Source organism: Pseudomonas chlororaphis subsp. chlororaphis (assembly GCF_003945765.1).
Classification (GTDB): domain Bacteria; phylum Pseudomonadota; class Gammaproteobacteria; order Pseudomonadales; family Pseudomonadaceae; genus Aquipseudomonas; species Aquipseudomonas chlororaphis.
The window spans coordinates 478,546-494,155 of sequence record NZ_CP027712.1 but is presented as its reverse complement, the minus strand read 5'-3'; the positions used below and the strand labels follow the sequence as shown (position 1 = coordinate 494,155).

At 61.8% G+C, this 15,610-nt stretch carries 15 protein-coding genes; 12 read left to right on the top strand and 3 right to left on the bottom strand.

What is annotated here, in order from left to right:
* The first annotated feature begins 174 nt into the window (after positions 1–174).
* The 9 genes from argS (at position 175) to C4K27_RS02160 (ending at position 10,577) form a co-directional block, all read left to right on the top strand.
* Entirely contained in the window at positions 175–1,911 is a 1,737-nt protein-coding gene (argS, locus tag C4K27_RS02200) for an arginine--tRNA ligase (protein WP_053259352.1), read from the top strand.
* Between the two features lies 1 nt (position 1,912).
* Positions 1,913–2,632, top strand: a complete 720-nt coding sequence (locus C4K27_RS02195; RefSeq protein ID WP_007925864.1) for an SPOR domain-containing protein — start codon at positions 1,913–1,915, stop codon at positions 2,630–2,632.
* Positions 2,633–2,832: 200 nt separating this feature from the next.
* A complete protein-coding gene (gene hslV / locus C4K27_RS02190; RefSeq protein WP_003186641.1) occupies positions 2,833–3,363 on the top strand; it encodes an ATP-dependent protease subunit HslV in 531 nt (176 codons plus the stop codon).
* 57 nt (positions 3,364–3,420) lie between these two features.
* Positions 3,421–4,761 (top strand): ATP-dependent protease ATPase subunit HslU, encoded by a 1,341-nt coding sequence (gene hslU, locus C4K27_RS02185; RefSeq protein ID WP_007925868.1) that lies wholly within the window; start codon positions 3,421–3,423, stop codon positions 4,759–4,761.
* A 79-nt stretch (positions 4,762–4,840) separates the two neighbouring features.
* Complete coding sequence (locus C4K27_RS02180) at positions 4,841–5,218, top strand: gamma-butyrobetaine hydroxylase family protein (protein ID WP_007925870.1); 378 nt, start codon at positions 4,841–4,843, stop codon at positions 5,216–5,218.
* A gap of 258 nt (positions 5,219–5,476) precedes the next feature.
* Positions 5,477–7,156, top strand: a complete 1,680-nt coding sequence (gene phaC / locus C4K27_RS02175) for a class II poly(R)-hydroxyalkanoic acid synthase (RefSeq protein WP_053259351.1) — start codon at positions 5,477–5,479, stop codon at positions 7,154–7,156.
* Positions 7,157–7,252: 96 nt separating this feature from the next.
* Positions 7,253–8,110, top strand: a complete 858-nt coding sequence (gene phaZ, locus C4K27_RS02170) for a poly(3-hydroxyalkanoate) depolymerase (protein WP_007925872.1) — start codon at positions 7,253–7,255, stop codon at positions 8,108–8,110.
* Positions 8,111–8,216: 106 nt separating this feature from the next.
* Positions 8,217–9,899 (top strand): class II poly(R)-hydroxyalkanoic acid synthase, encoded by a 1,683-nt coding sequence (phaC, locus tag C4K27_RS02165; RefSeq protein WP_053259350.1) that lies wholly within the window; start codon positions 8,217–8,219, stop codon positions 9,897–9,899.
* Between the two features lie 57 nt (positions 9,900–9,956).
* Positions 9,957–10,577 (top strand): TetR/AcrR family transcriptional regulator, encoded by a 621-nt coding sequence (locus C4K27_RS02160; protein ID WP_053259349.1) that lies wholly within the window; start codon positions 9,957–9,959, stop codon positions 10,575–10,577.
* A 75-nt stretch (positions 10,578–10,652) separates the two neighbouring features.
* Here the strand turns inward: C4K27_RS02160 and C4K27_RS02155 are convergent, their stop codons facing one another.
* The 3 genes from C4K27_RS02155 to C4K27_RS02145 all read right to left on the bottom strand — a co-directional run bounded on the left by C4K27_RS02155 (position 10,653) and on the right by C4K27_RS02145 (position 12,384).
* Positions 10,653–11,468 carry a phasin family protein gene (locus C4K27_RS02155; RefSeq protein ID WP_053259348.1) on the bottom strand — a complete coding sequence of 272 codons (816 nt, stop codon included), beginning with the start codon at positions 11,466–11,468 and terminating at the stop codon, positions 10,653–10,655.
* Between the two features lie 10 nt (positions 11,469–11,478).
* Entirely contained in the window at positions 11,479–11,901 is a 423-nt protein-coding gene (locus tag C4K27_RS02150; RefSeq protein ID WP_007925877.1) for a phasin family protein, read from the bottom strand.
* A gap of 207 nt (positions 11,902–12,108) precedes the next feature.
* Positions 12,109–12,384, bottom strand: a complete 276-nt coding sequence (locus C4K27_RS02145) for a polyhydroxyalkanoic acid system family protein (RefSeq protein ID WP_053259347.1) — start codon at positions 12,382–12,384, stop codon at positions 12,109–12,111.
* Positions 12,385–12,539: 155 nt separating this feature from the next.
* Here C4K27_RS02145 and ubiE point away from each other — a divergent pair, with 155 nt between their 5' ends.
* From ubiE to ubiB, 3 genes are read left to right on the top strand one after another with little or no spacing between them, the layout of a single operon-like run.
* On the top strand, positions 12,540–13,310 hold the full coding sequence (gene ubiE, locus C4K27_RS02140; RefSeq protein ID WP_007925879.1) for a bifunctional demethylmenaquinone methyltransferase/2-methoxy-6-polyprenyl-1,4-benzoquinol methylase UbiE: 771 nt from the start codon (positions 12,540–12,542) through the stop codon (positions 13,308–13,310).
* Positions 13,310–13,933 (top strand): ubiquinone biosynthesis accessory factor UbiJ, encoded by a 624-nt coding sequence (locus C4K27_RS02135; protein WP_007925880.1) that lies wholly within the window; start codon positions 13,310–13,312, stop codon positions 13,931–13,933. The genes ubiE and C4K27_RS02135 overlap by 1 nt, the downstream gene beginning before the upstream one ends.
* Complete coding sequence (gene ubiB / locus C4K27_RS02130; RefSeq protein ID WP_053259346.1) at positions 13,930–15,534, top strand: ubiquinone biosynthesis regulatory protein kinase UbiB; 1,605 nt, start codon at positions 13,930–13,932, stop codon at positions 15,532–15,534. The genes C4K27_RS02135 and ubiB overlap by 4 nt, the downstream gene beginning before the upstream one ends.
* Positions 15,535–15,610: the final 76 nt, after the last annotated feature.

Genomic DNA, 15,610 nt, shown 5'->3' with positions numbered 1-15,610 from the left:
TGGGCAAGCACACCTCTGTAGGAGCGAGCGGCGATCCGACTTGCCCGCGATAAGGCCCGAATAGCCACCGCACAGCCGGCTATAGTTGGCAAGCCCGTCTTCGCAACGGATAATGCCCAGTTTTTCCACCTGCGCATCGAAGCGCCGCCGCGCCAGCGGTTGAAAGAGAAGACCATGAAAGACACCATTCGCCAGCTCATCCAGCAAGCCATCACCCAACTCGTCACCGAAGGTGTGTTGCCAGAAGGCCTGACGCCGGCGATCCAGGTAGAAAACTCCCGCGACAAGACCCACGGCGACTTCGCCAGCAACATCGCCATGATGCTGGCCAAGCCGGCCGGCATGAAACCACGCGACCTGGCGGAAAAGATCATCGCCGCCCTGCCCACCGACGAACAGGTCAGCAAGGCCGAGATCGCTGGCCCCGGCTTCATCAACTTCTTCCAGAACACCCAGGCCCTGGCCACCCGCCTGGATGCCGCCCTCGCCGACGCCCACCTCGGCGTGCGCAAGGCCGGCGCGTTGCAACGCACCGTGGTCGACCTGTCGGCACCGAACCTGGCCAAAGAGATGCACGTCGGCCACCTGCGCTCGACCATCATTGGCGACGGCGTGGCGCGGGTCCTGGAGTTTCTCGGCGATACCGTGATCCGCCAGAACCATGTGGGCGACTGGGGTACCCAGTTCGGCATGCTGATGGCCTACCTGCAGGAAAACCCGATCACTAGCGACGAGCTGTCGGACCTGGAGAACTTCTATCGCGCCGCCAAGCAGCGCTTCGACGAATCCGAAGAGTTCGCCGACCGTGCCCGCGGCCTGGTGGTCAAGCTGCAGGCCGGTGACGCGGACTGCCTGGAACTGTGGACCAAGTTCAAGGACATCTCCCTGTCCCACTGCCAGAAGATCTACGAACTGCTGAACGTCAAGCTGACCATGGCCGACGTGATGGGCGAAAGCGCCTACAACGACGACCTGATCAACGTGGTCAACGATCTCAAGGCCAAGGGTATGCTGGTCGAGAGCAACGGCGCCCAGTGCGTGTTCCTCGACGAGTTCAAGAACGCCGAAGGCGAGCCGCTGCCGGTGATCATCGTCAAGGCCGACGGCGGCTACCTATACGCCACCACCGACCTGGCCGCCGTGCGCTACCGCAGCGGCAAGCTCAAGGCCGACCGCGCGCTGTACTTCGTCGACCAGCGCCAGGCCCTGCACTTCCAGCAAGTGTTCGCGGTGGCCCGCAAGGCCGGCTTCGTGACCCACCCGATGGACATGGAGCACATGGGCTTCGGCACCATGAACGGCGCCGACGGCCGTCCGTTCAAGACCCGCGACGGCGGCACCGTGAAGCTGATCGACCTGCTGACCGAAGCCGAAGAGCGCGCCTACAGCCTGGTCAAGGAAAAGAACCCGGAGCTGGCCGAGGCCGATCTGCGCAACATCGCCAAGGTGGTGGGCATCGACTCGGTGAAATACGCCGACCTGTCCAAGCACCGCACCAGCGACTACAGCTTCAACTTCGACCTGATGCTGAACTTCGAAGGCAACACCGCGCCTTACCTGCTGTACGCCTACACCCGCGCCGCCGGTGTGTTCCGCAAGCTGGGCAAGGACTTCAGCGAAGTACAGGGGCAGATCACCCTCGAAGCCGTCCATGAGCTGGAACTGGCGGCCAAGCTGGCGCAGTTCGGCGAAGTGCTGAACGGCGTGGCCGACAAGGGTACGCCGCACATCCTGTGCACTTACCTGTACGACGTGGCCGGGCTGTTCTCCAGCTTCTACGAAAACTGCCCGATCCTCAGTGCCGAATCGCCGACGCAGATGCAGAGCCGCTTGCGCCTCACCGAGCTGACCCGTCGTACCCTCAAGCAAGGTCTGGAATTGCTGGGCCTGAAAGTTCTGGAGCAAATGTAAGTTGGCTGCCAAGAAAAAACCTGCACCCAAGCGTGGCGCCAGCCGTTACCAAGCTCCTGCGAAGCAACCGATTCCGGGTTGGTTGTGGATGGCCATCGGCCTGGCCGTGGGCGCCTTCATCGTGTTCCTGATGAAGCTGGAGCCAGGCAAGGGCGGTGACAGCGTCAAGCGCGAGCGGCTGGAGCAACAGAAAACCACCAAGATCGCCGAGGCCAACAAGACCCCGCCGAGCCCGCAGCAACCGGTGAAGCCGAAATACGACTTCTACACCCTGCTGCCGGAATCGGAAGTGATAGTGCCGCCGGAAGCCGTGCCGGAAAAAACCCTGCCAACACCGCAGACCGCGCCGGTGGTTCCAACCACGCCTGTGACCCCGGCGGAAGCGGCGAAGATCGATACCGCGCGGGCCCAGGCGGCCCTGGCCGGCATCACCCCGCCGCCCGCACCACCGGTGGCGCAGGTGGCGAAGGCCGCGCCGGTGACCAGGTTCTTCCTGCAGGCCGGATCGTTCCGCAAGCAGACCGATGCCGACAAGGTCCGCGCGCAGATCATCCTGCTGGGGCAATCGGTGTCCGTCGAGTCCGGCACCGTCAAGGACGAGACCTGGTACCGCGTACTGGTCGGCCCGTTCAGCAACCGCGAACAGCTGACCACCGCGCAGAAGCAATTGGCCGGCGCCGGCTTCAGCAACCTGCTGTTACAACAGCGCCAGAGCCGCTAAAGCGGCTGATCGCGAGCAAGTCCGCTCCGCATCCCCTGCAGGAGCGGACTTGCCCGCGATGGCGTCCTCCCCCGGCTTCCACTCTCCCGCCAAGAAATACCGCTCGTCCCACAACCCCCGCCGCAGTTGAAAAACCCCGCGTCACCCCCATATGAGTTCCCATCAGGGCATTTTCGCCCCGCAGCGTGGAGACTCTCCCCTTGACCACCATCGTTTCAGTCCGCCGCCACGGCAAAGTCGTCATGGGCGGCGACGGCCAGGTTTCCCTCGGCAACACCGTGATGAAAGGCAACGCGAAAAAAGTTCGCCGCCTGTATCACGGCCAGGTCATCGCCGGCTTTGCCGGGGCCACCGCTGACGCCTTCACCCTGTTCGAACGCTTCGAAGGCCAGCTTGAGAAGCATCAGGGACATCTGGTACGCGCCGCCGTCGAACTGGCCAAGGAATGGCGTACCGATCGCTCCCTCAGCCGCCTCGAAGCCATGCTCGCGGTCGCCAACAAGGACGCCTCCTTGATCATCACCGGCAACGGTGACGTGGTCGAGCCGGAAGACGGCCTGATCGCCATGGGCTCCGGCGGCGCCTATGCCCAGGCCGCGGCCAGCGCCCTGCTGAAGAAAACCGACCTGTCGGCCCGCGAAATCGTCGAAACCGCCTTGGGCATCGCCGGCGACATCTGCGTATTCACCAACCACACCCAGACCATTGAGGAGCAGGATCTCGCGGAATAAGCCTGTTTCGGCCATCGCGCCACGGCATTCATTCTTGCTTGAGGACCGCCAATTACTATGCCCATGACTCCCCGCGAAATCGTCCACGAACTCAACCGCCATATCATCGGCCAGGACGATGCCAAGCGCGCCGTCGCCATCGCGCTGCGTAACCGCTGGCGCCGCATGCAGCTGCCTGAAGAGCTGCGTGTCGAAGTGACCCCGAAGAACATCCTGATGATCGGCCCGACCGGCGTCGGCAAGACCGAGATCGCCCGGCGCCTGGCCAAGCTGGCCAACGCTCCGTTCATCAAGGTCGAAGCGACCAAGTTCACCGAAGTCGGTTATGTCGGCCGCGACGTTGAATCGATCATCCGCGACCTGGCCGATGCCGCGATCAAACTGTTCCGCGAACAGGAAATGACCCGCGTGCGCCACCGCGCCGAAGACGCCGCCGAAGAACGCATCCTCGATGCCCTGCTGCCGCCGGCACGCATGGGCTTCAGCAACGAGGACGCCGCCCCGGCCCAGGACTCCAACACCCGCCAGCTGTTCCGCAAGCGCCTGCGCGAAGGCCAGCTGGACGACAAGGAAATCGAGATCGAAGTGGCTGAAGTCAGCGGCGTCGACATTTCCGCGCCACCGGGCATGGAAGAGATGACCAACCAGTTGCAGAGCCTCTTCGCCAACATGGGCAAGGGCCAGCGCAAGAACCGCAAGCTCAAGATCAAGGACGCGCTCAAGCTGATCCGCGACGAAGAAGCCAGCCGCCTGGTCAACGATGAAGAACTCAAGGCCAAGGCCCTGGAAGCGGTCGAGCAGCACGGCATCGTGTTCATCGACGAAATCGACAAGGTTGCCAAGCGCGGTAACTCCGGTGGCGTCGACGTATCCCGCGAAGGCGTCCAGCGCGACCTGCTGCCACTGATCGAAGGCTGCACCGTCAACACCAAGCTGGGCATGGTCAAGACCGACCACATCCTGTTCATCGCTTCCGGCGCGTTCCACCTGAGCAAGCCAAGCGACCTGGTGCCCGAGCTGCAAGGCCGCCTGCCGATCCGCGTCGAGCTCAAGGCACTGTCGCCGGAAGACTTCGAGCGGATTCTCAGCGAGCCTCACGCCTCCCTGACCGAGCAATACCGCGAGCTGCTGAAAACCGAAGGCTTGGTCATCGAGTTCCAGGCGGACGGTATCAAGCGCCTGGCGGAGATCGCCTGGCAGGTCAACGAGAAGACCGAGAACATCGGTGCCCGTCGCCTGCACACCCTGCTCGAGCGCTTGCTCGAAGAGGTGTCGTTCAGCGCCGGCGACCTGGCCAGCGCCCACAACGAAGAGCCGATCCGCATCGACGCCGCCTACGTCAACAGCCACCTGGGCGAATTGGCGCAGAACGAAGACCTGTCCCGTTACATCCTCTAAGCGGCAAGCCATAAGCTTCAAGCTGCAAGTTGACCGCCGTCATCTTGTAGCTTGCGGCTTGCAGCTTTAAGCTGCCTCCATGACCAGACTTCCCACCGCCATCAACCTGCACAAAGCCTCGAAGACCCTGACGCTGACCTACGCGCCAGACGAGGTCTATCACCTGCCCGCCGAATTCCTGCGGGTGCACTCCCCCTCCGCCGAGGTCCAGGGCCACGGCAAACCCATCCTGCAATTTGGCAAGATCGGCGTCGGCCTGACCAAGGTCGAACCGGCCGGTCAGTACGCACTGAAATTGACCTTCGACGACGGGCATGACAGCGGCCTGTTCACCTGGGACTACCTGTACCAGTTGGCGGTGCGTCAGGACGATCTGTGGAAGGATTATCTTGCCGAACTTCAAGCAGCCGGAAAGTCCCGCGATCCAAATGAGTCTATCGTCAAGCTGATGCTCTAGATCAGACCTCTGAAGCTTTAGAGGGCATTTTCTAGATTCATCTGTTTGAATGCTGGGCTGCATGGCCAACGATTGGCCTGCTTGCGAAAAAAATTAAACTCGGGTAACCAATGGAGCTGGCAAGTTCCCTGCAGTGTTCTCTGAACAAAAAAGCAGTAATGCAGAATCAACGGTCACCCGAGCAGTAGTACCTGGCATTTTTGCTGTGTGACTACACAGCAGGTCCGGTACTCGTCTCAGGACAATGGAGCGTCGTAGATGAGTAACAAGAATAACGATGACCTGAAACGCCAAGCCTCGGAAAACACTCTGGGCCTGAATCCTGTCATCGGTTTACGTCGGAAAGATCTGCTTACCTCTGCTCGTATGGTGCTGACCCAGGCCATCAGACAACCGCTGCACAGCGCTAAACATGTGGCCCATTTCGGCGTCGAATTGAAGAACGTGATGTTCGGAAAATCGACGCTGCAACCGGAGAGCGATGACCGTCGCTTCAACGATCCGGCCTGGAGCCAGAACCCACTGTACAAGCGTTATCTGCAAACCTACCTGGCGTGGCGCAAGGAGCTTCACGACTGGATCGGCCAGAGCAACCTTTCCGAACAGGACATCAGTCGCGGCCACTTCGTCATCAACCTGATGACCGAAGCCATGGCGCCGACCAACACCGCCGCCAACCCCGCGGCGGTCAAACGCTTCTTCGAAACCGGCGGTAAAAGCCTGCTCGATGGCCTCTCCCATCTGGCCAAGGACCTGGTGCACAACGGCGGCATGCCGAGCCAGGTCAACATGGACGCCTTCGAGATCGGCAAGAACCTGGGCACCAGTGAAGGCGCAGTGGTGTTTCGCAACGACGTGCTGGAACTGATCCAGTACCGCCCGGTGACCGAACAGGTGCACGAGCGCCCGCTGCTGGTGGTGCCGCCACAGATCAACAAGTTCTATGTCTTCGACCTCAGCCCGGACAAGAGCCTGGCGCGCTTCTGCCTGCGCAACGGCTTGCAGACCTTTATCGTCAGTTGGCGCAACCCGACCAAGGCGCAGCGCGAGTGGGGCCTGTCGACCTACATCGAAGCGCTGAAAGAAGCGGTCGACGTGGTCACCGCCATCACCGGCAGCAAGGACGTGAACATGCTCGGTGCCTGCTCCGGCGGCATCACCTGCACCGCACTGCTGGGGCACTACGCAGCCCTGGGCGAGAAGAAGGTCAATGCCCTGACCCTGCTGGTCAGCGTGCTCGATACCACCCTCGATACCCAGGTGGCGCTGTTCGTCGACGAACAGACCCTGGAGGCCGCCAAGCGTCACTCCTATCAGGCCGGCGTGCTGGAAGGCCGCGACATGGCCAAGGTCTTCGCCTGGATGCGGCCCAACGACTTGATCTGGAACTACTGGGTGAACAACTACCTGCTGGGCAACGAGCCGCCGGTGTTCGACATCCTGTTCTGGAACAACGACACCACCCGGTTGCCCGCGGCCTTCCACGGCGACCTGATCGAAATGTTCAAAAACAATCCGCTGATCCGCCCCAACGCACTGGAAGTGTGCGGCACACCGATCGACCTGAAGCAGGTCACCGCCGACATCTTCTCCCTGGCCGGCACCAACGACCACATCACCCCGTGGAAGTCCTGCTACAAGTCGGCCCAGCTGTTCGGCGGCAAGGTCGAATTCGTCCTCTCCAGCAGCGGGCATATCCAGAGCATCCTCAACCCGCCGGGCAACCCCAAGTCGCGCTACATGACCAGCGAAGAGATGCCGGTCAGCGCCGACGCCTGGCAGGAAAACTCGACCAAGCATACCGACTCCTGGTGGCTGCACTGGCAGGCCTGGCAGGCGGAGCGTTCGGGCAAACTGAAAAAGACGCCGAGCATTCTCGGCAACAAGGCGTATCCAGCGGCCGAGGCGGCGCCGGGTACTTATGTTCATGAACGTTAGCCGATAGCAAGCCTGTAGGATCGAGCCGCTTGCGAACATGCGGCTGCGCAAGCGCCTCTCTCCTACAGGCAACGATTCCACCAACAGGGCCAAGGCATGCCTCAACCGTTCATCTTTCGCACCGTCGACCTGGATGGCCAGACCATCCGCACCGCGGTACGCCCAGGCAAGCCTCACTTGACACCCTTGCTGATCTTCAATGGTATCGGCGCCAACCTGGAGCTGGTGTTTCCATTCGTCCAGGCTCTGGACCCGGACCTGGAAGTCATCGCCTTCGACGTACCGGGCGTGGGTGGCTCCTCGACGCCGAGCCGCCCCTACCGGTTTCCCGGCCTGGCCAAGCTGACCGCGCGCATGCTCGATTACCTCGACTATGGGCAGGTCAATGTGGTCGGGGTGTCCTGGGGCGGGGCACTGGCCCAGCAGTTCGCCTACGACTACCCCGAACGTTGCAAGAAACTGGTGCTGGCCGCCACCGCCGCAGGCGCCTTCATGGTGCCGGGCAAACCCAAGGTGCTGTGGATGATGGCCAGCCCGCGGCGCTACATCCAGCCCTCCCATGTGATCCGCATCGCCCCCCTGATCTACGGTGGCTCGTTCCGCCGTGATCCCAACCTCGCCGCCGAACATGCCAGCAAGGTCCGCTCGGCGGGCAAGCTGGGCTACTACTGGCAATTGTTCGCCGGCCTCGGCTGGACCAGCATCCACTGGCTGCACAAGATCCACCAGCCGACCCTGGTGCTGGCCGGCGACGACGACCCGCTGATCCCACTGATCAACATGCGCATGCTGGCGTGGCGCATTCCCAATGCCCAGCTACACATCATCGACGACGGGCATCTGTTCCTGATTACCCGGGCCGAAGCCGTGGCGCCGATCATCATGAAATTCCTCGAGGAGGAACGACAACGGGCAGTGATGCACCCGCATCCGACGCCGTTCAGCGGTACGTAGCAAAAAGCGTCTGCCGACAGGATCGTCGCGCGCAGGATGGTTCAGGACCGACTATGGTGTTTGTCTTGGTGTGCTTGTTGATGGCTTGACGAAGGAGTGTTGAAGCATGCGAGACAAACCAACGGCGGGCTCGCTGCCCACGCCCGCCACCTACATCACTGCCCAGAGCGCCATCACCGGCCTGCGTGGCCGTGACTTGTTGTCGACTCTGCGCAGCGTGGCCACTTATGGCCTGCGCAACCCGGTGCACAGCGCCCGCCATGCCTTGGCGCTAGGTGGCCAATTGGGCCGTGTACTACTGGGCGAAACACTGCACAAACCCAACCCCCAGGACAGCCGGTTCTCCGATCCGACCTGGAGCCTGAACCCGTTTTACCGACGTGGCCTGCAGGCCTATCTCAGTTGGCAGAAGCAAATCAAAAACTGGATCGACGACAGCGGCATGAGCGCGGACGACCGGGCCCGCGCGCACTTTGCCTTCAACCTGCTCAACGATGCCGTGGCACCGTCCAACACCCTGCTCAATCCGCTGGCGATCAAGGAAATCTTCAACTCCGGCGGCAACAGCGTGATCCGCGGCATCGGTCATCTGGTCGACGACCTGCTGCATAACAACGGCCTGCCCAGCCAGGTCACCAAACAGGCCTTCGAGGTCGGCAGGAGCCTGGCCACCACCCCCGGTTCGGTGGTGTTTCGCAACGAGCTACTGGAACTGATCCAGTACAAGCCGATGAGCGAAAAACAGTACGCTCGGCCCTTGCTGATAGTGCCGCCGCAGATCAACAAGTTCTATATCTTCGACCTCAGCCCCACCAACAGCTTCGTGCAGTTCGCCCTGAAAAACGGCCTGCAGACCTTCATCATCAGCTGGCGCAACCCCGATGTCCGGCATCGTGAATGGGGCCTGTCGAGCTATGTCGAGGCCGTGGAGGAAGCCATGAATGCCTGCCGGGCGATCACCGGCAGTCGTGACGTGAACCTGATGGGTGCCTGTGCCGGCGGCCTGACCATTGCCGCCCTGCAAGGCCACCTGCAAGCCAAGCGACAACTGCGTCGGGTCTCCAGCTCCACCTACCTGGTCAGCCTGCTGGATAGCCAGCTGGACAGCCCGGCGACCCTGTTCGCCGACGAACAGACCCTGGAGGCAGCCAAGCGCCGCTCCTATCAACGCGGTGTGCTGGACGGTCGCGACATGGCCAAGGTGTTCGCCTGGATGCGGCCCAACGACCTGATCTGGAATTACTGGGTCAACAACTACTTGCTGGGCAAAGAGCCGCCCGCGTTCGACATCCTCTACTGGAACAACGACAACACCCGGCTGCCGGCTGCCTTTCATGGCGATCTGCTGGATTTCTTCAAGCACAACCCGATGAGTCATCCCGGGGGCCTGGAAGTGTGCGGCACGCCAATCGACCTGCAAAAGGTCACGGTCGACAGCTTCAGCGTCGCCGGCATCAACGACCACATCACCCCCTGGGATGCGGTGTATCGCTCAACCCTGCTGCTGGGCGGCGACAAGCGCTTCGTGCTGTCCAACAGCGGGCATGTGCAGAGCATCCTCAACCCGCCGAGCAACCCCAAGGCCAACTACGTCGAAAACGGCAAGCTCAGCAGCGACCCGCGAGCCTGGTACTACGACGCCAAGCACGTCGACGGCAGTTGGTGGACGCAATGGCTGGAGTGGATCCAGCAGCGTTCCGGTGCCCAGCGCGAAACCCTGATGACCCTGGGTAACCAGAATTACCCACCGATGGAGGCGGCGCCTGGCACCTACGTGCGCGTCCGCTGAATTTCCCCGCGCCGCGGCCCTAGGGTCGCGGCCTGACTGAACAACCAAGAAGACTGGATGAAAACCCGCGACCGGATACTCGAATGTGCCCTGCTGCTGTTCAATCACAAGGGCGAACCCAATGTCTCGACCATGGAAGTTGCCAACGAAATGGGGATCAGCCCCGGCAACCTCTACTACCACTTCCACGGCAAGGAGCCGCTGGTCCTCGGGTTGTTCGAGCGCTTTCAGAATGAGCTGGCGCCCCTGCTCGATCCGCCCGCCGATGTGCACCTGGCTCCCGAAGACTACTGGCTGTTCCTGCACCTGATCGTCGAGCGCCTGGCGCACTACCGCTTCCTGTTCCAGGACCTGTCCAACCTGGCCGGACGACTGCCGAAGCTGGCCAAGGGAATTCGCAACCTGCTCAACGCCCTGAAGCGCACCCTGGCCTCGCTGCTGGCCAGGCTCAAGGCTTCAGGTCAACTGGTCAGCGATACCCAGGCACTGGGGCAACTGGTGGAACAGATCACCATGACCCTGCTGTTCTCGCTGGACTATCAGCGCATTCTCGATCGCGAGGGCGAGGTACGGGTGGTGGTCTACCAGATCATGATGCTGGTGGCTCCGCACCTGCTGCCACCGGCGAAACTGGCCACCGAGCAGATGGCCCTGCGTTACCTCGACGAGCACGATTGACCGGCGTCGCAAGAGCCCCACGAACAAAAACGCCCGACCTTTGCAGGCCGGGCGTTTTTGTATGCCCCGAAAAACTCAGGACTGACTGGTTGGCGTCGCGGGTGCTGGCGCGGCAGTCGGGGTGACGGCAGGGGTTGGCGCCACTGCGGAGTTCGCAGGGCTGACCGGTGCTGCCGGCTTGGCGGCAACCGCAGGCTTCGGTGCAGCGGCCTTGGGTGCTGCCGGTTTCTTCACTGCTGGTTTCTTCGCCACCGGTTTCGCAGCGGGCTTGGCCGCTGGTTTTGCCGCTGGCTTGGCGGCTACCGGCTTGGCGGCAGGTTTTGCAGCCGGCTTGGCCGCCGCAGTTTTGGCTGCCGGTTTCGCCGCAGGCTTGGCTGCTGCCTTGGCCGGAGCCTTGGCTGCCGGCTTGGCCGCTGCTTTAGCCAGAGGCTTGGCCGCCGGTTTGGCCGCTGCAGTCTTGGCCGCGATCGGAGCCACCTTGGCGCCTGTGAGTTTTTCGATCTGTTTGGTCAGGGTGTCGACCTTGCTGTGCAGCGCCTTGACTTCATTGCGGCTAGGCACGCCCAGACGCGAAATGGCACTGTTCAAGCGCTTGTCGAATGCACCTTCCAGCTCGTCCCACTTGCCCAGCGCGCGGTCCTTGACGCCACTGATGCGCGATTTTGCCGAGCTCGCGGAGTCCTTGGCGGCGTCGACTTTCTTGCCGACAGCGCTTTTGGTGAGCTTCTCGGCTTTCTCGCCATCCTTGACCAGCGACTCGAAAAGCTTGCTGCCGTCAGTGTCGATTTTCGAGTACACGCCTAAACCAGCAAGCCAGATTTTACGGGAGTAGTCTTCGACCTTCCCGATCCACGAGCTGCCTTCTTTTTCAGTATTCTTTTTACCAGCCATCCCGTTCTCCTTAATGTTTACGCGCGACACGTTCGAGCAATGCCGTCAGCTCATCGAGCTTAGCAGAGAGTGTCTCAACGTCATGTTTAGACGGAATGCCGATGCGATTCAAGGCACTTGCGACGCGCGTGTCAAAAGCCTTCTCGACTTTATCCAGTTGCACTTCGACTTTGCCTCTGAGACTGGTGACATCCCCCTTCACACTATCAATCTGACTGTTGGCGGCCTCAAGTTGTTCAGTCACAACTTTTTTGCCTTTCTTTTCAACAGTTTGACCAGCCTTAACGAGTTCTTGAAAGTACTCGCTGCCCTCTTGGCCAACCTTGGTGTAGGCACCCAGGCCTGCCAGCCAGATCTTGCGGGCATAGGATTTGACTTCACTCAGAGTGGTTGATGCGGCATCAACTTTTTTCTTCAGAATTACTTTGGCCATAGTGCACCTCACGCGCAGAAGGTTTGAGGAACTGCCCGCAGGAAAGTGGGCTCAGGCACAAAGTAGTGAGAAAAATTAGAATCGGCACCCTAACCAATGTCATAAAAGAGTGGACGGTTATTGGAGAAACCAACTCGCCAACGATGCTTTCCCAGGCGTCATGACAACACCCGAAATCGCCGGCAAGCCGACTTCCGCGAAAGCGCCTCAGACCAGGGCTTTATCCAGCGCCTTTTCGATTTCCGACTTGATCATGCCGCTCATGGCGGACATCAACAGGCCCAGCTCGACATCGACCCTGATCGAATCGTCGCTCACCTGCACCGCACCTTTGACCCCCGAACGCTTGAGGTTCAGGGTATCGCCCGACCACTGCGGCTCCAGCCCATACTGATCGGCCAGTTTCTGCGCCAACTGGTCAGCCTTTTCGCGGGCTGCCTCCTTACCCAGGCCGTGGGCACGCTCAACACTTATACGGGCCATTGAATGACTCCTGATTTATCGGGACTTGCCTTGAGCGTCTTGAGCTGCGCTGCGTCAAAACGCCCCGGCGCTTCACTATCTTACATTCAGCCTTGCCAAGACAAAGACCGCCACCGGGATTAGAATGTCCCGCATTCTCTTTTGGTGACAGCGATATGACTGATCAGCGCAAAGGCAGCGATGCCGAACCCACCACTCACTTCGGCTTCAAAAACGTTCCGGAAAGCCAGAAGGCGGAAAAAGTCGCTGAGGTGTTCCACTCGGTGGCCGCCAAGTACGACCTGATGAACGACGTACTGTCCGGTGGCATGCATCGCCTGTGGAAACGCTTCACGATCGAATTGTCCGGCGTCCGCCCCGGTAATCGGGTGCTGGACATCGCCGGCGGCACCGGTGACCTGACCCGCAAGTTTTCCCATCTGGTGGGCCCTACCGGCCAGGTGGTGCTAGCGGACATCAACGCCTCCATGCTCAAGGTCGGTCGCGACCGCCTGCTCGACAAGGGCGTGGCCGGCAACATCGAGTTCGTTCAGGCCGACGCGGAAAAACTGCCGTTCCCGGACAACCATTTCGACGTCGTGACCATCGCCTTCGGCCTGCGCAACGTGACCCACAAGGAAGATGCCCTGCGCTCGATGCTGCGGGTACTCAAGCCCGGTGGCCGCCTGCTGGTGCTGGAATTCTCCAAGCCGACCAACGCCCTGATGTCCAAGGTCTACGACGCCTACTCGTTCGCCTTCATGCCACTGGCCGGCAAGCTGATCACCAACGACTCGGAAAGCTATCGCTACCTGGCCGAATCGATCCGCATGCACCCGAATCAGGAAACCCTGAAGTCGATGATGGTCGAGGCCGGTTTCGATCGCGTGACCTACCACAACATGACCGCGGGCATCGTCGCCCTGCACCGCGGCATCAAACCCTGATGTTGTTCAGCGGCCTGCTCGCCAGCGTCGAACACGGCCTCAACCGTGTACTGCGTCTCGACAGCACGGCTTTGCCACGCTTGCAGCCTTTGAACGGCAAGGTCATTGCCGTCGATTGCCGCAGCCCGAGCGTGCAGTTGTTCGTCATTCCCGGCGATGAGGGCTTGACCCTCGCCACACATTGGGCCGCCGACGCCGACTGCACCCTGCGGGCGCCGGCCTCGAGCCTGGTGCGCCTGGCCCTGAGCCAGGACAAGACCGCGGTGCTGCACGGTCCCGAGGTCGAGCTGGAAGGCGACAGCGGCGTGCTGCTGGAACTGGCGGCCGTCCTCCAGGACCTGGAGCTGGACTGGGAGTACGAACTCTCGCGCTGGCTCGGCCCGGTGGCCACCCAGCTGTTCAGCGGCCATATCCGTAGCCGCGCGCGCTGGTATCGCCAGGGTTTCGCCAGCCTGAACCAGAACCTTGCCGAATACCTGGCCGAAGAGTCGCGCACCCTGGTGGGCCAGCGCGAAGCCGAAGCCCGTTTCAGCGAACTGGACCGGGTCAAGCTCGACCTGGAACGCCTCGAGGCGCGCTTCGAGCGCCTTTCCCGATCCCTTGACCCAAGCGATAACGCATGAAGCTGCTTGCCGTCCGCCGTTTGTTGCGCATCCAGCGCGTCGTGATTCGCTACCGCCTCGATGACCTGCTGTTCGCCCTGCCGCTGCCCTGGTTCCTCCTGGCGCTGCGCTACGCCTTGCCCTGGCGCTGGTTCCCGCGCAAGCCACTGGAACTGAGCCGCGGCGCACGCCTGCGCCTGGCCTTGCAGGACCTGGGACCGATCTTCATCAAGTTCGGGCAGATTCTCTCGACCCGCCGCGACCTGCTGCCCGAAGACATCGCCGACGAGCTGATGCTGCTGCAGGACCGCGTACCGCCCTTCGACTCGAAGAAGTCGGTGGCGCTGATCGAGGAACAATTGGGCAAGAAAATCAGCGAGGTGTTCAGCCGCTTCGATATCGAGCCCCTGGCCTCCGCCTCGGTGGCGCAAGTCCATGCCGCCCAGCTCAAGAGCGGCGAAGAAGTGGTGGTCAAGGTCATCCGCCCAGGTCTCAAGCCGGTCATCGCCCAGGATCTGGCCTGGCTGTTCATCCTCGCCCGGGCCGCCGAGAAGGTCTCGGCCGACGCCCGCCTGCTGCACCCCGTGGACGTGGTCAGTGACTACGAAAAGACCATCTACGACGAACTCGACCTGTTGCGCGAAGCGGCCAACGCCAGCCAGCTCAAGCGCAACTTCGAAGGCTCGCCACTGCTCTACGTGCCGCAGGTCTACTGGGACTGGTGCCGGCCGAAAGTGCTGGTCATGGAACGCATCTACGGGATCCAGGTAACCGACCTGGCCACCCTCGCCGACCAGCGCACCGACATGAAAATGCTCGCCGAGCGCGGCGTGGAGATCTTCTTCACCCAGGTGTTCCGCGACAGTTTCTTCCACGCCGACATGCACCCGGGCAACATCTTCGTCAGCACCGTGCAGCCCTGGAGCCCGCAGTACATCGCCATCGACTGCGGCATCGTCGGCAGCCTGACCCCGGAAGACCAGGACTACCTGGCCCGCAACCTGTTCGCGTTCTTCAAGCGCGATTACCGGCGCGTTGCGCAGTTGCACATCGATTCGGGCTGGGTGCCGGCAGAGACCAAACTCAACGAATTCGAAGCGGCGATCCGTACTGTGTGCGAGCCGATCTTCGAAAAACCGTTAAAGGATATTTCCTTCGGCCAGGTGCTGATGCGCCTGTTCCAGACCGCTCGCCGCTTCAACATGGAAGTGCAGCCGCAGCTGGTGCTGCTGCAAAAGACCCTGCTGAACATCGAAGGCCTGGGCCGCCAGCTGTACCCGGAGCTGGACCTGTGGAACACCGCCCAGCCGTTCCTCGAACGCTGGATGCGCGAGCGCGTCAGCCCGAAAGCCTTGCTGGGCAACCTGCACAGCCAGGTCGAGCAACTGCCGCACCTGGCCAACATGACCCGCGACCTGCTCGAACGCATGTCCCAGCCCCATGCCCAGGACCCTTCGCCGCCCTGGAAACGGCGCAAGGACGACTGGTTCCTGCGTCTTCTCGGCGCGGCGCACCTGAGCGGTGGCGCGATCCTCGCGGCCGGCGGACCGCTGAACGGGCTGGGTCACTGGCCGGCTGGAATCATGATTGCCGTGGGCTTGTATCTGGTCGTGCGCCGATAGCCAGCCAGGCTAGCGGCTGGCACACTGTTTCCCATCGCCGAGGCTCGACGAGCGCGTCGAGCCCTGTTGTCGGAGT